The organism is Flavobacterium sp. PLA-1-15 (genome assembly GCF_049060005.1).
Lineage (GTDB): Bacteria > Bacteroidota > Bacteroidia > Flavobacteriales > Flavobacteriaceae > Flavobacterium.
In genome coordinates this window covers 94428-113690 of sequence record NZ_JBMGQS010000007.1, presented here as the reverse complement: position 1 = coordinate 113690, position 19263 = coordinate 94428, and the positions used below count along the sequence as shown (strand labels likewise).

The 19263-nt window shown below is 38.8% G+C and carries 15 protein-coding genes and 1 tRNA gene; 7 read left to right on the top strand and 9 right to left on the bottom strand.

Annotation, left to right across the window (positions count from 1 at the left end; translation table 11 throughout):
* Positions 1 to 380: 380 nt before the first annotated feature.
* Entirely contained in the window at positions 381 to 6080 is a 5700-nt protein-coding gene (locus ACI6PS_RS07035; RefSeq protein ID WP_421011842.1) for a choice-of-anchor D domain-containing protein, read from the top strand.
* Positions 6081 to 6084: 4 nt separating this feature from the next.
* Here the strand turns inward: ACI6PS_RS07035 and ACI6PS_RS07030 are convergent, their stop codons facing one another.
* Positions 6085 to 6480: a DUF983 domain-containing protein gene (locus ACI6PS_RS07030; RefSeq protein WP_421011841.1), complete on the bottom strand. Its 396-nt coding sequence runs from the start codon at positions 6478 to 6480 to the stop codon at positions 6085 to 6087.
* A gap of 172 nt (positions 6481 to 6652) precedes the next feature.
* Positions 6653 to 6732 (bottom strand) — tRNA-Leu (locus ACI6PS_RS07025).
* A 272-nt stretch (positions 6733 to 7004) separates the two neighbouring features.
* On the opposite strand from ACI6PS_RS07025, the gene ACI6PS_RS07020 reads away from it, so the two are divergent.
* The 4 genes from ACI6PS_RS07020 (at position 7005) to ACI6PS_RS07005 (ending at position 10026) form a co-directional block, all read left to right on the top strand.
* Entirely contained in the window at positions 7005 to 7946 is a 942-nt protein-coding gene (locus tag ACI6PS_RS07020) for a ribose-phosphate pyrophosphokinase (RefSeq protein ID WP_421011840.1), read from the top strand.
* A gap of 43 nt (positions 7947 to 7989) precedes the next feature.
* Entirely contained in the window at positions 7990 to 8604 is a 615-nt protein-coding gene (locus tag ACI6PS_RS07015) for a 50S ribosomal protein L25/general stress protein Ctc (protein WP_421011839.1), read from the top strand.
* 240 nt (positions 8605 to 8844) lie between these two features.
* Entirely contained in the window at positions 8845 to 9474 is a 630-nt protein-coding gene (gene pth, locus ACI6PS_RS07010; RefSeq protein WP_421011838.1) for an aminoacyl-tRNA hydrolase, read from the top strand.
* A gap of 36 nt (positions 9475 to 9510) precedes the next feature.
* Positions 9511 to 10026, top strand: a complete 516-nt coding sequence (locus ACI6PS_RS07005) for a hypothetical protein (RefSeq protein ID WP_421011837.1) — start codon at positions 9511 to 9513, stop codon at positions 10024 to 10026.
* Here the strand turns inward: ACI6PS_RS07005 and ACI6PS_RS07000 are convergent.
* Positions 10023 to 10466: a nucleoside deaminase gene (locus tag ACI6PS_RS07000; protein ID WP_421011836.1), complete on the bottom strand. Its 444-nt coding sequence runs from the start codon at positions 10464 to 10466 to the stop codon at positions 10023 to 10025. The genes ACI6PS_RS07005 and ACI6PS_RS07000 overlap by 4 nt on opposite strands.
* Before the next feature lie 83 nt (positions 10467 to 10549).
* Between ACI6PS_RS07000 and ACI6PS_RS06995 the strand changes: the two genes are divergently transcribed.
* Both ACI6PS_RS06995 and ACI6PS_RS06990 read left to right on the top strand, forming a co-directional pair.
* On the top strand, positions 10550 to 12319 hold the full coding sequence (locus ACI6PS_RS06995; RefSeq protein WP_421011835.1) for a 1-deoxy-D-xylulose-5-phosphate synthase: 1770 nt from the start codon (positions 10550 to 10552) through the stop codon (positions 12317 to 12319).
* 42 nt (positions 12320 to 12361) lie between these two features.
* Positions 12362 to 13360, top strand: a complete 999-nt coding sequence (locus tag ACI6PS_RS06990; protein ID WP_421011834.1) for a DUF3078 domain-containing protein — start codon at positions 12362 to 12364, stop codon at positions 13358 to 13360.
* Position 13361: 1 nt separating this feature from the next.
* Here ACI6PS_RS06990 and ACI6PS_RS06985 read toward each other — a convergent pair whose 3' ends face one another.
* The 6 genes from ACI6PS_RS06985 to ACI6PS_RS06960 all read right to left on the bottom strand — a co-directional run bounded on the left by ACI6PS_RS06985 (position 13362) and on the right by ACI6PS_RS06960 (position 19143).
* The gene (locus ACI6PS_RS06985; protein ID WP_421011849.1) at positions 13362 to 14705 is read right to left on the bottom strand and encodes a deoxyguanosinetriphosphate triphosphohydrolase; all 1344 of its coding nucleotides are present in this window, start codon (positions 14703 to 14705) and stop codon (positions 13362 to 13364) included.
* Positions 14706 to 14774: 69 nt separating this feature from the next.
* Positions 14775 to 15281, bottom strand: coding sequence for an RDD family protein (locus ACI6PS_RS06980; protein WP_421011833.1), 507 nt, complete (start codon positions 15279 to 15281; stop codon positions 14775 to 14777).
* 2 nt (positions 15282 to 15283) lie between these two features.
* Entirely contained in the window at positions 15284 to 15505 is a 222-nt protein-coding gene (locus ACI6PS_RS06975) for a hypothetical protein (protein WP_421011832.1), read from the bottom strand.
* Between the two features lies 1 nt (position 15506).
* Positions 15507 to 16226 carry an AAA family ATPase gene (locus ACI6PS_RS06970; protein WP_421011831.1) on the bottom strand — a complete coding sequence of 240 codons (720 nt, stop codon included), beginning with the start codon at positions 16224 to 16226 and terminating at the stop codon, positions 15507 to 15509.
* 60 nt (positions 16227 to 16286) lie between these two features.
* Positions 16287 to 16652: a hypothetical protein gene (locus tag ACI6PS_RS06965; RefSeq protein WP_421011830.1), complete on the bottom strand. Its 366-nt coding sequence runs from the start codon at positions 16650 to 16652 to the stop codon at positions 16287 to 16289.
* Between the two features lie 70 nt (positions 16653 to 16722).
* On the bottom strand, positions 16723 to 19143 hold the full coding sequence (locus ACI6PS_RS06960; RefSeq protein ID WP_421011829.1) for a ribonucleoside-diphosphate reductase subunit alpha: 2421 nt from the start codon (positions 19141 to 19143) through the stop codon (positions 16723 to 16725).
* Between the last annotated feature and the right edge of the window lie 120 nt (positions 19144 to 19263).

Sequence of the window (19263 nt, the reverse complement as noted above, 5' to 3'; positions counted from 1 at the left end):
TAAACAGATTAACTTCTAAGATACTCCCTACTTAGAGTATAGATAATGTATGACCAATGTATTAAAATGATTATGTAAAATAAAGTCATTCGAAATCAGACTCAAATTAAATCTCGCTGAAGTCTATCAGTATTATACTTGTATTTACTCTTATAACGGCACATAAAGCTCATAATCAATAAACTTATAAACACGAAAACGTTGTAGTTGTTGTTTTTTTACTTACGGTTAAAATGATGCAACTATTTTGTTAAATTTACTATTCCCAAATTCTTAAATTAAGATATCTCATGTCTCTCAAGCCCGATAATGTTTGATTTGTAAACATTATCCAACATGAAGCTGTACCAACGGACTGTTTAAAAACAAACCTAAATGTTATGAGAAACATTATTTTTAGTTGCATGATGAGGGAGTCAATTCAAAAATCAGCATCCATCCATAAACGTCTTATTCTGGCGCTAGGGATATTTTGTAGTTTGCTTTTCTCTGAAAAAACAAATGCCCAATTTACTACTCCAACGATTGATGGAACTTTGGATGGAGCCAATTATCCAACAAATTATACCTCTGGTTCTAGCACATGGCACGTTACATGGGACAACACCTATCTCTATGTATTCCTTCAAAATGCAAATGAAACAGAACCTGTCACGCTTTTCTTAGATGTAGACCCTATAGTTCCCGTTAATGGAGGAAGTGACAGCAATGGCACATTGGTTGGACTGAATTATGATGGTTATTCTACCCCTCCCAACCTGCCTTTCAGAGCCGATGTATTTATTTACAGTCATAACGGTTACAGGGAAATACGGCGCAGAGACGGCGCCAACGGTTGGACATCTTTAGGAGGAGGATCTGATGGATTTGCTGGCGGAGGCACATCGGACTATACCGGAAATGCAAATGGACAATATGCCTCAAACAATAACGGGAATGGTGCCGGAAGCGACGACCGTCGTGAATTTAAAATTGCTTGGAGTAGATTGCTTGGTTCCATAAACAGTGGCAACCGGCCAGCTTCTTTCAATTGGATGGGCTATGCTTCGTATAGCAATGGGATGTATGCTCAAGTTCCCTTTGAAAATTATAATGGATCGGCTGTTTCTTCGAATTCAAATGGCATCAAGAGGTACTTTACGGTTAGCAGTACTGCGAATGGCACTTCTACAAATCCGTTTGGAAGAAATTCTTATACCCATCCGATAACGGCCACAGACAACTCATTTGGCGCCATCAATGTTTGGGATTTTACAATGAACAGCCCAGGACAGCAAATTGCACGATTGAATTCGGGAGGTGATTGGAACATTGGAAACAATCTGGTTGTAAACTCAGGAATAATCTATTTTGGCTCTGGGGGTTCTGGATACGGAACCACAGCAGTTGCAGGTAATCTCAATCTCTTGGGAGGAACGCTAAATATGGACCAGACCAATAAAAGTCTGGATGTTTCCGGCAACATCAACATTGCTACAGGAGCAAATCTCACGCTCTCCGGAACGCTGGGTGGCGACCTTAAAACATCTGGAAATTGGACCAGAGCTGCTTCCTCCACCTTTAATCCGAACGGAAGAGCTGTCCTATTCAACGGTAATGCAATCCAAACCATCACTAGAACTGGCGGCGGAACTGAAACTTTCAATTATTTAAATATCGGCGGAAGCGGCACCTTAAAATTGGCGACGGGCACGGATGCAATTGTAAACGCAAACAACGGATTGACGTTAGCTTCAAGCAATGCCACGAGTACGCTCGACTTGAACGGACAATCCTTATCTGTTACTGGCGGCGGAAATTTGAGTTTGGCTTCTAACAATCGGAAAGTTACGAGCACTGTTTCCGGCGGTATTTTCAGCATTACTACTAATGCCATCACCATAATAAACCCTGGAACAGTAGACTTTGATACCAATACAACCATAGTACTGGAAACGGGATGTAATTTTGGCGCGGGCAATCCCACCACTATAAATGGCACCTTGCAGTTGAACATGAATGCTTTTGTGAATGTCAATGCTCCAAAATATGGTCCATTGTCGCTTTTAAAATATAATTCTGGAGGCAGCTATGATAGGCGTGTTGAATGGAATTCAACTATTGGAGGCAGCTATGGTGTTCCGCATCATATTATTATTACCAACACTACCACTTTGAATTATCCTTTTGGAAGCCCAGGTTCGTTAGGAATGACCGGGAATTTGACGATAGATTCTGGAAGTAAATTGTATATGGACTATGGTGCCGTTAGCAGTAATGGCCCCCTGACCGTTATGGGAAACATTGTCTCAGCTGGAGATATGACCTTGGGAACGGTAGCTGGCAACGACTTGAAGGTTGCTGGAAATGTCACCTTCAACACTGGTTATTCCTTCGATGCTAAAAACCGTGCTGTCTTCTTCCTTAAAAATGGAACACAAATTATTACAGCACCAACAGCTTCTCCCCCAACTTTTCATTATGTGGTTTTTCAACCGTCAAGCGGAAGCACGACTGTTCAATTGAACACCGATTTAACGATAAGCGCTCCCAATACAGGAAATGTGATTTCTTTCAATAGCGCGAACGACATCTTCGATTTGAATGGAAAAACACTGACACTCGGAACATCCGGAATAAACAATTTGATTTCAGGAACTGGAACTTTTAAAGGAAGTACAACGTCTGGTTTGACGCTTTTAGGAAATGGAAGCATTGGTACTGTAAATTTCACAAATAGTTTTAGAACACTTGGAACGCTTACCGTAAATAGAGAAAATGCTACCACTGCTTTGAATCTAGGTACCGATTTGACCATCCATTCTTCCTTGTCACTTACAAAAGGATTGATTTTTCTGGGAACAAGCAATATTGTATTGACCAACACAGCAACTCATACGGGCGCTTCATCGAATAGTTATGTCATTTCTGATGTAAATACAACGGGTAGATTTAGAAAAAACATAAATGGCAGTACGGGAGCTTTTACCTATCCAATAGGCGACAGGACCGATTCGGCCAACGGTTCGAATTACACACCTGCTACAATATCTTTTACAAATGGCACTTTTTCGTCAACAGCATCGGTCTCTTTAGGAGTTAGCGATGCAAAACACCCTGAAATGCAGGCCACAACCGATTACTTATCCCGATATTGGAGGCTAACTTCAACTGGAATAACTGGCGATGCAGCTTATACTTTTTCAGGAAAATACCACTCCACTCCTACCAATTATGATGTTGTAGGAACCGAAAGCAATTCTATTTCTGGAAGATGGAACGGAACACAATGGACAGAAGGAACTACCATAGGAACAACTGCAAATACACTTGAGATTTCAGTAGATTCTGATGCGACGAGTTTGTTTACAAATGATATATCTGCCGGATATCCTCTGGGTAATCCTGAAATAAATGTTGTGGGAAATAACCTGACCATTGCATCCGGAGACACAACTCCTTCAAGTTCAGACTTTACTGATTTTGGAAACAGTCCAACTACAAGGTCAAGTACCTTTTTGATCCAGAATCTTGTAACAGCCAAGCGCATACTTACAATTTCGAATGTTACAATTTCCGGTGCTCATGCTTCGGATTTCAGCATTACTACTATTCCTGCATCCTCTATTTCTGTTGGAGGAACTTCCTATTTGGTTATAAAATTTGCACCATCGGCACCTGGATTACGCACCGCTACCGTAACAATATACAATAATGATTCTGATGAGAGCATTTACACTTTTGATATCCAAGGTCAAGGAATTGATTATACCGAATGTAGTTTTGGAGCAGAAGAAATTATAGCAATTCAAGATTTTGAAGACACTCCTGCAACGCCTTCTTGGGGCTATTCAACTCCTCTTTTGGGAGCGACAGTAGCGGGCGGAACTGGATATGGAAAAGCAGGCGATAACGGGACAACCCAAACTTCCAATGCGTTTATAGGCGCCAAAAGTTTGCAAGTCAACAATGCAACAGCTGAAATTATTTTTGATGCGATTAACACTTTAGAACTATCAGATGTAAACCTGTCGTTAAAAGTTGCCGCGCTATCCAATGCTTCCGGAACTTCCGGTTTGGACAATCCCGACTATATAATAATACAAATCAGTAAAGACAACGGGGTCACTTGGACAGAAGAACTATCGGTAAATGGAAATACCAATTCCAAATGGGGATTCACTAGTGGAACAGGCATTGGAATCACTGTTTACGATGGAAATGGAACCATCGAAAGTTTTTTAAAACCTTTAAGCGGAGGCTACAGAACTACAGATGGATACAGCACTCTGAACATCACAAATCTCCCATTGGCAGCAGCCTTAAAATTGAAATTGACAATTCTTAATAACGCTGGGGATGAAATTTGGGCCATTGACAATATAACATTAAAAGCAAAAAGAAAAGCTTCAAAAACTTGGAACGGAACCGCTTGGAGTGGCGATGGAAACCCGCCTACCTCTTCTGAAATTGCCATAATCAATGGAGATTATGACTCTGATGTCGTAGGATCTGGCTTTGTAGGCTGTAAGTGTGAAATCATTTCTGGAGCGACTTTGACAGTTGCCACAGATGACAATATCGATATTGAAAGTGATTTCATAAATAATGGTGTTGCCGTTTTTGAAGACAGCTCTAGTCTATTACAGCATAATGATAATGCGGTGAACACCGGAAATGTAACGATAAAAAGAAATACGCAACCTGTTTACCGTTATGATTTCACCTATTGGAGCTCCCCTCTTTTTGCAAATGAAGATCCGTCGGATGACACTACTGAAGATGCATTTACGCTTAAGCAATTATCTCCCATGACTATGTTTGACAAATATTATAAATGGAATCATGCCGCCTCTCCGCAGGCTTGGCAAACCATTCCTGTCGGGGCAGAAGTGATGGTGCCGGGAAGAGGCTACATCGTGAGGGCACCTCAAAATTTCGCCATTCAGGGAGCTTCCGGTGCAGTTGCTACCGTATATACAGCAAATTTTATAGGAACACCAAACAATGGAATCGTAGAACATGAGGTTACAGGATCAAGCTTGGTGGATCAATGGAACCTGCTTGGAAATCCCTACCCTTCCGCACTTGATATGGAAAAATTCCTATCGTTCAATGCTGCTAACCTCGAAGGAACAATTTATTTATGGACACACAATTCCCAAATACAAGCAACGGGAGTTCCAGGCATATACAGCTATAATCCGAGCGATTATGCTACATTCAATTTTAGTGGTTCCACGGCAACGGCTCCAGCCTCAACTGGTGGTCCTACGCCCGATGAATTTTTGGCTTCCGGACAATCCTTTTTTGTAAAAGGTTTAAATACAGAAACGGTGGTTTTCAATAATTCCATGCGTGTTGCCGGAAATAACGATCAATTCTTCAGGCCTGGTTTAACACAACCAGTGAACAACTGGCAAACAACAGGAAAGCACAGAATTTGGCTGAACCTCACCGGACAAAATGCCTTCAACCAAACCTTGGTTGGATACATTCAAAATGCAACAAACGAACTGGATTGGGGTTATGATGGAGATCATTTTGGTGGCAACAAAGTGAGTTTGTACTCTATTGCCGAAAGTAAAAATCTTGCCATACAAGGACGCGCTTTGCCTTTTAACAATCAAGATTTGGTACCGCTAGGTTACAAAACTTCTTTGACAGGAACCTTAACGATTAACATCGATCATTTTGACGGCTTATTTGAAGATCAGGATATTTATTTGGAAGATTTGGACCTAAACGTTGTCCACGATCTCAAAGCTTCTAATTACACTTTTACAACCGTTCCGGGAACCTTCAACAATCGTTTTGTTTTAAGGTACATTCCTCAGCAAACTCTTTCAAATCCAGATTTGGAAAAGATCGTTTCAAGCGTCATCATTTTTAAAGACGGAAATGAATTGAAGGTGAAATCATCTTTGGAAAGTATAAATACCATTACAGTTTATGATATCCTAGGAAGGAGAATTTTCTCAGAAGATAAAATCAATGGTAACAGTTTTACAGCAACTGATGTAGTTTACGACACACAAACTCTAATCGTAAAAGTACAATTGAAAAGCAACGCAATAGTAACCAAGAAAGTGATTTATTAAAATATTAGGCCGGAATATTCTTTTTTCCGGCCTCTTTATCATAGCTCACGAATATATTGATGTAGATGTTCCTTGAAATTCGCGTAATGGGTGGCATCAATACAATCAATCCTGCAAATATGGCAATAAAGATGTGGAGCAGGTTCATTTTAAACCCAAAATAACACAGCAGAAAAATCATGATTCCTACAAATACCGAAACCGCATAACTCACAAACATAGCTCCGAAAAAGAAATTCGGTTCTACCTTATAACGAAAACCGCAATTACCACAGGTTTCATGCATCTTCATCGTTTCCGTCAAAGCGTATGGATTTTTGTTTACATACATGTGATCGCCATGACATTTCGGACAAGCACCTGTAAAGATGCTGTAGGCTTTTGTTCCCTTACCTAACATAAGATTCGTTTTAAATGATAGCAAAGCTATCTATTATTATAGGACAAATTTACAGCTTTAAAGAAGTTTTGCAGTTGTGGTATTGTCGTAAATATTTGGACTTTTAGGACATCCATCATCATTACAAAAATGACTAAAAACAAAAAAGCCTCTTCTTTCGAAGAGGCTTTTGTACCCGGAGCCGGAGTCGAACCGGCACGGTTTCCCACAGGTGTTTGAGACCAGCGCGTCTACCAATTCCGCCATCCGGGCTTAGCAGACGAAGAAGCAACAGCTTCGACGCAATAGAACCAATTGTAACACTGATTCCTTTAACACGGTGCAAATGTAAAAAATTATTTTACATATTCTAAAAAAAATTGTCGAAATTTTTCGTTCAGTCTTCATTTTTATTTCTAAATTTGCACCTCGTTTCGGCGACACAACACTAACTAACTACACCCGAGACGTTTGCAGGCTTTCTGTTTTGTAGAACAACAAAGCTGAATTGTATGCAGCGTAACGGCATAAAACAACTAATTAAAATGCCACACCAAGAACCGGAAGCAAAGATATTTGCATGTTCTCAAAGTGTACATCTGGCAGAACAGATAGCCAAAAACTATGGTGTTCCGCTAGGTAAAGTAACGTTCTCAAAATACAGCGATGGCGAATTTCAGCCGTCTTTCGAGGAATCGATCAGAGGATTAAGGGTTTTTCTAGTATGTTCTACCTTTCCAAGTAGCGACAACCTGATGGAGCTTTTACTGATGATTGATGCCGCCAAAAGGGCTTCAGCACGACACATTACTGCCGTGATACCTTATTTTGGATGGGCCAGACAAGACCGTAAAGACAAGCCTCGTGTTCCGATTGGAGCAAAACTGGTAGCAAAACTACTGGAAACCGCAGGAGCAACACGTATTATGACAATGGATTTGCACGCAGATCAGATCCAAGGTTTTTTTGAAAAACCAGTAGATCACCTGTTTGCATCAACGATTTTCCTACCGTATGTGAAAAGTCTTGGTTTAGAAAACCTGACGATTGCATCACCGGATATGGGAGGTTCAAAAAGAGCCTATGCTTATTCTAAATTTTTAGAATCAGACGTGGTAATCTGCTACAAGCAAAGAAAAGCAGCCAACGTGATCGACACGATGGAACTTATCGGAGAAGTAAAAGGCAGAAACGTCATCCTTGTGGACGACATGATTGACACAGGAGGCACTTTGGCGAAAGCCGCCGATTTGATGATGGAAAAAGGAGCACTGAGCGTTCGCGCCATTTGCACACACGCCATCCTATCGGGAGAAGCCTACGAGAAAATCGAAAACTCAAAACTACTTGAGCTGATTGTTTCCGATTCTATTCCGTTAAGGAAAGAATCAAACAAAATCAAAGTAGTAAGTTGTGCACCGCTTTTTGCAGACGTAATGCAGATGGTACAACACAACAACTCAATCAGCGGAACATTTTTAATGTAACCTGATTAGCACCGAATTATTATTAATTATATATATTTTACAAATGAAATCGATTACAATTAAAGGATCAGAAAGAGAAAGCGTAGGCAAGTCAGCGACTAAAGCCTTACGTAATGCTGGAGCGGTTCCTTGCGTTTTATACGGAGGAGATCAACCAGTGCATTTTTCTGCAGAAGAAAAAGCATTCAAAAACTTGGTTTACACTCCAAACGCTCACACAGTTGTGATCGAACTTGAAGGTGGAAAATCATTCAACGCAGTTTTGCAAGACATCCAGGTTCACCCGGTATCTGACAAAATTTTACACATCGACTTCTTCCAATTGCATGATGACAAAGAAATCACAATGGAAGTTCCTGTTAAGATCACTGGTGTTTCTCCAGGTGTCCTTTTAGGAGGTGTGCTACGTTTGAACCAACGTAGATTGAAAGTAAAAGCTTTGCCAAAAAATCTTCCAGATTTCGTAGAAGCTAACATTTCTGAACTTGAAATGGGTAACAAATTATATGTAACGAAACTTGTTGCAGATAACTACAAATTGCTTCACCCAGACAACACAGTTGTAGCTCAAGTAAGAATCTCTCGTGCGGCTATGAAAGCAGCTCAAGAAGCAGCAAAAGCAGCAAAAGCAGGACCTGCAAAAGGAAAGAAAAAATAATCTTACCCTTATATTTTCAAAAGCACCAGCCTCAAAACTGGTGCTTTTTTTTATTACCACACTTTAAATTTTCAGAAACGAATCGCTTGCGTGTTCTGGAATCCATATTCCTGCTTTCCATTGCAATCTTTTTCAATTCCCTCGGGTTAAAACCCAAGTCAATTGAAAAAAATTTCCATTACAATCAGGGTTAGAAAGGGAAACCATTTGTGTACTTGTAAACTTTCCTATCTTTGCCAAATGAAATGGCTTAGCAATTTATTCCAAAAACAAGAAACAAAAATTACAGCAAACACAGACCCAATGAAGAAATTCTTAATCGTTGGCCTAGGCAACATCGGAGCAGAATACGTAAACACCCGACACAACATAGGTTTTAAAGTCTTGGATTTTTTAGCAAAAAAAGAAGCACTCTCCTTCGAAACCGTAAAACTCGGCACATTGGCAGAGTACAAATTCAAAGGCAGGACTTTTTTATTGCTCAAGCCAAATACCTACATGAATCTTTCCGGAAAAGCAATTAAATATTGGATGGACAAGGAAAACATTCCGCTAGAAAACATATTGGTCATCACCGACGATTTGAATCTCTCTTTCGGAACAATCCGTATAAAGCCAAAAGGAAGCGATGGCGGCCACAACGGACTCAAAAACACCAACTTGGTTTTGAATACACAGAATTATGCCCGTTTCCGTTTTGGTATAAGCGACCAATTCAAAAAAGGACAACAGGTAGATTACGTTTTGGGCGAATGGGACGATGCCGAAAAAACAGCGCTTCCCGAGCGATTGGAAATTGCTTCCGAAATTATAAAGTCCTTCGGAACTGCCGGATTAGAAAATACAATGACCAGTTTTAACGGTAAGTAAAGTTCTTTTGCTATCTTTAAATCAAATAATGCCGTAATGAAAAAAGCAATTCTTCTATCAATCATTTTCTGGACAGCCCTATCGTGTTACAACTCCAAGAAAGCCGTTTCAGAAAACAACAAAAATCCCAAAGGACAAATCCTAACACCTTGCCCAGAAGGTTACGATTGCACATTGGAACTACTTCCAAACAAAACAATGGTTGTGAAAAATGATGGAATTGGTGGCACTTATTATGAATTGGAAGATTTAAACGGAACAACCGTTTACCACTTTACTTACAATCAAAAAACAGATAAACAGTACCAGGACGCTGGTTATAGAGAGGAAATTATTTTTGAATTGGATTCCAAAACCAAAGACCTGAAACTATCCAATGAGGAACTTCAAAACACCAAGATGCTGTTTGGAGTTTGGTGTTACTGCAAAGGAAAAGCCGGAAATTACAAAATCCCAAAAGGAAATTTTTCAAAGAAAGGAAATGAAATTTCAATTGATTTTCCAGCAGTTGTTGACGAGCAAAAAGTAACGGCATTGAAGATAAAAATCTAATTCTTTCTTCTTTCCAAGAAAAACCGCTTCATTAAATCGCCAGCTTCTTCGGCCAAAACACCACGAACAACCGTTGTTTTAGGATGAATCTGGGTACCCATCTTTTCAAAACCGCGCTGTTCATCGCTGGCTCCAAATACAATTTTAGAAATCTGACTCCAATATAAAGCACCAGCACACATTTGGCATGGTTCTAAAGTGACATAAAGTGTGCAATTCTTCAGATATTTACCGCCTAGAAAATTCGCTGCTGAAGTAATCGCTTGCATTTCGGCATGGGCCGTAACATCATTGAGCATTTCAGTCAGATTATGTGTTCGAGCAATGATTCTGTTGTCAATCACAACAAGTGCTCCAACAGGAATTTCGCCTTTCTCAAAAGCCATTTCCGCTTCCTGCAAGGCTTTTTTCATAAAATATTCATCAGTAAAAACATCCATCTTTGACACGAATTCACGAATTTGGTTTTTCTGAAATCGCTTTCTGAATGTAAAAATACAATTTCAAGTCGTACCTTTGCTTTATGTCAGAAAATTTGCTTCAAAATATAAATTCTCCCAAAGACTTACGCCTTATTCCTCAAACGGAATTGCCTCAACTCGCGAAAGAATTACGTGATTTTATCATTGATATTGTTTCGGTAAAAGAAGGACATTTAGGTGCAAGTCTAGGCGTTGTGGAACTGACGATTGCCTTGCATTATGTCTTCAATACACCCGAAGATTTGTTGGTTTGGGATGTTGGCCACCAGGCGTACGGACATAAAATTTTAACCGGTAGAAAAGACAGTTTCCATACCAACAGGCAACTCGGAGGCATTTCAGGTTTCCCGAAAAGAAGCGAAAGCGAATATGATACTTTTGGCGTAGGCCATTCTTCAACCGCAATTTCTGCCGCTTTGGGAATGGCGATTGCTTCAAATTTAAAAGGCGATTTTGAGAAAAACCATATTGCAGTGGTTGGTGATGCTTCGATTGCTTCGGGAATGGCTTTTGAAGGATTGAATCATGCCGGAGTTACCGATGCTAACCTATTAGTGATTTTGAACGACAATGCCATTGGAATTGACCCAAGTGTTGGTGCTTTGAAAAATTATCTGACAGCGGTTAAATCAGGGAAAAATCCGAGGCAGAACAACATGATCAAGTCGTTGAACTTTGATTACTCAGGACCAATTGACGGTCATGATATTTTTGCCATCATCAAAGAATTAAAACGATTAAAGAATACCAAAGGTCCTAAATTCCTGCACATCATTACCACGAAGGGAAAAGGTTTGGAACAGGCAGAAAAAGATCAGGTGAAATACCACGCTCCCGGAAAATTCGACAAATTGACGGGTGAAATTATTCCGAAATTTGAAGAAAATCTACCTCCTAAATTTCAGGATGTCTTTGGCTTGACCGTTTTGGATTTGGCGAAAGCCAATGAAAAAATCATCGGAATCACACCAGCAATGCCTTCCGGAAGTTCATTGAAATTTATGATGGATGCTATCCCAGAACGCGCTTTTGATGTTGGAATTGCCGAACAGCACGCCGTCACCTTATCGGCCGGAATGGCAACCCAGGGAATGATTGTGTATTGCAACATTTATTCGACCTTTTTGCAAAGAGCCTACGATCAGGTGATTCACGACGTAGCTTTGCAGAATCTTCCCGTTATTTTTTGTCTCGACAGGGCCGGACTTGTTGGCGAAGACGGTTCCACGCATCATGGTGTTTTTGACATTGCCTATTTGCGATGCATTCCAAACATGATTGTTTATGCTCCAATGAATGAAATTGATTTGCGAAATATGCTCTATACCGCTCAACTAGGCTTGGAACATCCTATCGCAATCCGTTATCCTAGAGGTCGTGGAATCAACACTGATTGGATGAAACCCTATAAGAAAATTGAAATCGGCAAGGCAAAGCAGTTGAAAAACGGGCAATCGGTTGCAGTACTTTCAACCGGATTTATAGGTAATAATGTTACTTCGGCTTTAGCCAATAGTAAAAATGCCGACCAATTTGCGCATTATGATTTTGCTTTCGTAAAGCCTTTGGATGAAAAATTATTGCACGAAATTTTTACCTCTTTCAAGCACATCATCACAATCGAAGATGGTGCCATTAATGGTGGTTTTGGAAGCGCTGTTTTAGAGTTCTCTGCCGAAAACAATTATTCTTCGTCCATAAAAACACTCGGAATTCCGGATGAATTTATCGAGCATGCAACAATTGAAGAACTACAACGTTATTGTAAAATCGACACAAAAAGTTTAGAAAATCTTTTTTCAGATTACTAAAAATTGTTGATTTTTGTAACCCAATTCTAGTGTCCCCTAAAAATGAAACTATTACGCTTTATCATAGGATTTTTCATCCTGACTTTTTCTTTTGCTTCCTTTTCGCAAACCACCGACAGTACAAAAGTCGAAACGAAAGACAGCATTATCATTATCACTAAAGTTGTTGATACCATAAAGATAAAAAAGTCCTATTGGGAAAAGAAAAACAGCGTTGGTTTTGACCTTAGCGAGATTGCATTTGTCAATTGGAGCGCCGGTGGTGTAAGTTCTGTTTCGGGTTTAGTAAAAGGAAATTTTACAAGAATCTATCAGCGAGACAATTATAAATGGGGAAATGAACTTATTATCCGTTATGGTGTGAACAAACAAGACGGTGTTGAATGGCGAAAAACGGATGATGCCTTTCAATTCAATTCTACTTTTGGATACAGAAGGGACACGCTTTCAAATTGGTTCCATTCGGCAAAATTCAATTTCAACACACAGTTTACAAACGGTTATGCCTATCCGAACACGGAAATTGCCATTTCAAAACCGTTCGCTCCAGCTTATACTTTCTTAGGAGTCGGAGCCGAATATTCCAACAAGAAAGATCAAATCAATGTTTATATCTCGCCATTGACGATGAAAAACACTTTGGTGCTCGACCAGAGATTGGCTAACCAGGGTGCATTTGGGGTTGAAAAGGCAATTTATGATGCTGACAATATTCTAATCCGGGAAGGTAAAAAATCCCGAACGGAACTCGGTTTTTTGGTGACCAGCCATTTCAAAAGGGAAGTTTTCAAGAACATCATTTTTGAAAACCGATTGAGTTTGTATTCCGATTATTTGAATCATTTTGGCAATATTGATGTTGATTGGCAGGCTCAACTTGATTTGGTCGTGAATAAATATGTTAAGGCAAACGTAGGTATCCACATGATTTATGACGATGATATCAAGGCTAAAGAAGAAGTGAACGGACAGCAAGTTACTGTTGGTCCGAAAATCCAATTAAAGCAAATGATTGGAGTTGGTTTGGTGTATAATTTCTAACCTACAACTTCTTTCTTCCGTTTATAGTTTCGAACAATTCCAATGCATTTCCATCTGTCAAAAGTGATACGTAATGGCAGATGTGGAGCAATCTTTTGTACAAATCGTCCTTTTCTTCGTGGAATTTTTCGGGTAACATTTTCAGAAGCAGATTGTCATAATTCGAAGCTTCTCCGTTGAATTTATTATTGAAAGCGGTGATGAATTTATCCAATAAGGTTTGAATGATTTGATAGCCCACCACTTCTTTTTCGACCACTTCCCTACTCTGATAGATATTTTTGACGCTCAATTTAATGATGTCATTCATCTGAGCATTGTATTTGCTTTTATCGGTCAAGGCCGAATGGAATTCACCTCTTAAGATGGCTTCTTCATTTTCAATAAAAACTTTTACAGCATCGTTAATCAAGCTTCCTATAGCCAAAGCCCTCAGATAACTGATTCTGTCTTCTTTGGTTGTAAGTTGATTGAACTTTGCGGTATCGATGCTGTCCTTTACCAACTTTATCAAATACTCCAGAGCAAAATCTTCGGAAACCAAACCAAGATTTATTCCGTCTTCAAAATCAATAATGGTGTAGCAAATATCATCAGCCGCTTCTACTAAAAAAGCCAATGGATGTCTTTGAAAGGCAATATCGTTTCCGTTTTTAGAAATCATTCCCAACTCCTCGGCAACTTCTTGAAAAAACAATTTATCCGTTTGAAAGAAACCGTATTTTTTATCTGAAATATTAGAAGTCGGCTTTTTAGGAAGCGACTCTTTTGGGTATTTCATAAAAGCTCCTAAAGTAGCGTAGGTCAACCGCAAACCGCCGGAAACACCCGGTCTTGATCCTGTTAGAACTGACAATCCGTTTGCATTTCCTTCAAAATCAATCAAATCTTGCCATTCTTTTGGCGAAAGCTGTTCTTTGAATTGTTTTCCGTTTCCTATCTTGAAATATTCTCCAATTGCCTTTTCTCCGGAATGTCCAAAAGGTGGATTTCCGATATCATGTGCCAAAGAAGCGGCTGCGACAATTGCTCCAAAATCATTCGGCTGATAACCATGAATTTCCTGAAGGTGCGGATATTTTTCAATGATTTTCTTTCCTACCAATCTTCCGATGGAACGACCAACAACTGAAACTTCCAGACTATGCGTCAAGCGTGTATGTACGAAATCGGTCTTTGAAAGCGGGATAACCTGTGTCTTATCCTGCAAGCTTCTAAAAGCCGACGAAAAGATAATTCGGTCGTAATCTACTTCAAAACCAAGCCGCGTATCGTCTTGTTCTTTTCGCAGTCTTTTGCCTTTGTCGCCTTGTCTTTTTAAGGATAGAAGTTGTTCCCAGTGCATCATTGGATTGAGGATTTAATATTTTAGTTTCGATTTCGAAATTTCGAAACGAGAAAGTTTTGGATTAGATTAGTCTTGACTAACGCCAATTTCATCCAATTCGGTAAATAATTTCATTTTCGTTTCTAGACCTTTCTTGCTTACAACATATGTGTCTGAAATAGAATCGTGCCATCCTCTTGCGTCACTTGCAAAAAAAGAAAGTGCATCAAAGGGAATAAATCTGCATAAAGTCCTTTTTGTAATTGTTCCAAAATCTGGTCTCGAACCGTCTTCAAAAACTACAATTGTTCCTGTAATATACTTGGCTAAAGAACGAGAAGTGAGTGTTTCGAAAAAAATAAAATAGATTATTACAATTAAGAAATAAACCAAATAGAATTCCAAATCACTCATTGTCTGAAGCCATTGTGCAAAACCATAAGACCCAAATAAAGCAGAAACTATAGCAATGCCACTTAATAAAATTATGAGAATAGCATAAATAAAAAGGACATCAATAATGTAATTTGCAAATCTTTTTCCTGTAGAGGCTATGATTTCACTATCAACTTCAAATGGTTTATTATATGACATATTTACTCCTTATTGTTTGCCAGGAAGAAATTACCTGATTTTTTTGGATAACGCTCGTAGCTTTTATCGCTTGGATTGGTTATAACCGACTTGATGTTGATTTCATCTCCCAATTTGAAACTTGCGGCCGTATATTTATAATCCAACAGATATTCTCCGCAGAAAAAATTTCCGTCGGCATCTTGTTCGATAATTCCTGTGTAAACTCCTTTTTGTTTTGACATTTTAATTGGTGTTTTTTTGATTTAGTTTATTGATCTCATCCGAGATAATATTGTTTTTAACCTGCCTAAAGATAAGGTCTTTCGCTTCAGAAAACGAAATTCCGTAGTGCTTTTCTACATTTTGGTATTGTGATGGAAATTTCGAAAGTAATTTATCATAATAATTGTTCAACTTTTCATTCGACGGAAGGGCAAATTCGAGTCGGATTTCGAATCTTCTGATTAAAGCTTCGTCAATCATCTGGATTTGATTTGTTGCCGCAATCAATATGGAACTTTTAGGAAAATTATCAATCAATTGAAGAATGGCATTCACCACGCGTTTCATCTCACTGCTGTCCTTATTGTCGTAATCGCGAACTTGTCCCAATGAATCAAATTCATCAAAAAACAAGACTGCATTTTCATAATTGGTTTCCTTGAAAATCCCTTGGACATTTTTTGCCGTTTCACCTAATTTGGAGGAAACAACCGAAGCCAAGTTTACAATAAAAACATTTTTATTTAATTTCTTAGCGATTGCTTTTGCCGTCATCGTTTTGCCACAACCCGTTTTGCCGTAAAGTAGAATCTTGTTGGCAACCGGAAGTTCATATTGTTGCAGGATTTCGGCAAACTGATGTTCCTTTAAAAATTGTTGGATTTGCTCCGAAACGGATTCTTCGAAAACCACATTTTCCAAATCAACATTTTCCCGGTCTCTGAAATATAATAAACTCAAGATTTTTTATTTTGATGCAAATATACGAAGACTGAAATTAGTGCTTAAAAAAAACAGCCGTCAAATGACAGCTGTTTCTATAGTATATAATTTATTTAACTCATCATCATACAGTAAAAACATCCCTATAATTAAATGAAGAGTAAGAATTACTGATACTTTCCTTTTTTGTAAACTAGAGTAGATCAAATCCATCTCTATTCTAAACAAATCTAATAACAAAAATTTACCTTTATTATCAATTTGGAAAAAGTTATTGGCTCTTCTAAATTTTGGAGGTTCAACATTCTTGAATTCTCTATATACTTTTTCTAGAATGATTTTAATCTCTAAATCATCAACTGCTTTCCTTATTAAGGAATCTACTTTAATTAAGTTTTTAATAAATTTTAGCTGTACTTCTGTCAAATCTACAATTCTGTTCATTTCTATATATTTTAAGTTATACAAATATATAGATTGTATTTATTATAAATAAATTTTTGATAGATTTAATTTATGAACCACACATTTCGCAATCGTCTGGTTCTGCAGATTGTGCTCTTGCCAGCATTGCTCTGAAATCGTCCACAGCTATTGGCGAAACAGGTTCCTGAACCATATTGGCTACTTCTAATGGTGCTTCAACTGCGATTGGTTCTACTTTTTTATCGTTGTTTAAAGTAAATTTAATCGCATCAACAGCAGATTTTGTTCTCAAGTAATACATACCCGTTTTCAAACCTGATTTCCAAGCATAGAAATGCATAGAAGTTAGTTTTGCATAGTTGGCATCCTGCATAAACAAGTTCAAAGATTGCGATTGATCAATAAAATAACCTCTCTGACGGGACATATCCAAGATATCTTTCATCGACATTTCCCAAACTGTCTTGTAAAGCTCTTTCAAATCTTCAGGAATACCATTGATGTGCTGGATTGAACCATTGTGACGCATGATTTCCTGCTTCAATTGCTCGTTCCACAATCCTCTTTTTACAAGATCTTCCAAAAGGTGCTTGTTTACTACGATAAACTCTCCAGAAAGCGTTCTTCTTGTATAAATATTCGACGTATAAGGTTCAAATGCTTCGTTGTTTCCAAGAATCTGTGAAGTAGAAGCAGTTGGCATTGGTGCAACCAACAAAGAGTTACGAACACCGTGCTCCAATACTTCTTTTCTCAACGATTCCCAATCCCAACGTCCTGAAAGGTCTGAATCTTTCAATCCCCAAAGGTTGTATTGGAAATCTCCTTTTGAAATTGGCGATCCTTCGTAAGTTGAATACGGCCCTTCTATTTTGGCAGATTCCATCGATGATGTTACGGCAGCAAAATAAAGCGTCTCAAAAATTTCTTGGTTTAATTTCTTAGCCTCATCACTTGTAAAAGGCATTCTTAGCAGAATGAAAGCATCTGCCAAACCTTGTACTCCCAAACCTACTGGCCTGTGGCGAAGATTTGAATTTTGCGCTTCGATAACAGGATAATAATTCCTGTCGATTACTTTATTTAAGTTCTTGGTAACACGTTTGGTTACTTCGTATAATTTTTGGTGGTTGAATGCTCCATCTTCTACAAACATTGGAAGTGAAATCGAAGCAAGATTACAAACCGCAACCTCATCCGGAGAAGTATACTCGATGATTTCTGTACACAGGTTAGAAGAACGGATAGTTCCTAAGTTCTTTTGGTTTGATTTTCTGTTTGCCGCATCCTTGTACAACATATACGGAAGTCCCGTTTCAATTTGAGATTCCATGATTTTCTCCCAGATTTCTCTCGCCTTGATGGTTTTTCTTCCTCTTCCTTCTGATTCGTATTTCAAATACAATTCTTCGAAAGCTTCGCTATGATTTTCGCTCAAACCAGGACATTCATTAGGACACATCAACGTCCAAGTTGAATCTTCTTCCACACGTTTCATAAACAAATCCGGAATCCACATACCCAAGAATAAATCCCTAGTTCTCATTTCTTCCTTACCGTGGTTTTTTCTCAAATCAAGGAAATCAAAAATATCAGCATGCCATGGCTCGATGTAGATGGCAAAACTTCCCTTTCTTTTTCCTCCACCTTGGTCCACGTAACGCGCTGTCATGTCATATACACGAAGCATCGGAACGATACCGTTTGAAGTACCGTTAGTTCCGCTTATGTAAGAACCTGTAGCCCTAACATTGTGGATTGCCAAACCAATTCCTCCCGCTGATTGCGAGATTTTTGCAGTTTGCTTTAATGTATCGTAAATACCGTCAATACTGTCGTCTTTCATGGTAAGAAGGAAACAAGACGACATCTGTGGCTTTGGAGTTCCAGAATTGAAAAGTGTTGGCGTAGCGTGTGTAAAGAACTTTTTCGACATCAAGTCGTAGGTTTCGATAACCGCTTCCAAATCGTTCAAGTGGATACCTACAGCAACACGCATCAACATGTGCTGTGGTCTTTCTACAATCTTTCCGTTTATTTTTAGCAAATACGAACGCTCCAACGTTTTAAATCCGAAGTAATCGTAATTGAAATCTCTTGTGTAAATAACATGCGAATCCAAGAATTCTGCATTTGCCATGATGGATTCATATACCTCATCAGACAATAACGGTGAAAGCTTATTGGTTCTCGGATTTACATAATGATACATATCCGTCATTGTCTCAGAGAATGACTTTTTTGTATTGGAATGCAAATTAGAAATAGCAATACGTGCCGCCAATTGTGCGTAGTCTGGATGCGTAATGGTCATTGCAGCGGCTGTTTCAGCTGCAAGATTGTCTAATTCAGAGGTTGCAACACCGTCGTATAATCCTTCAATTACACGCATTGCAACTTTAACCGGGTCAACCAAATGGTTCAGACCGTAACAAAGTTTTTTAATTCTTTCTGTAATCTTGTCGAACATTACCGGCTCTTTCTTGCCGTCTCTTTTTACTACATACATAAGCTTTTTTTGTTTTGTGAAACAGAAAATCCCTTTTCTGATTTCGGGTTATTTGTAATATGTTTTGCCATCAAGGCACAAAGTCGCAACGCTATAAATTGCAACGTTATTTTGAAGTTT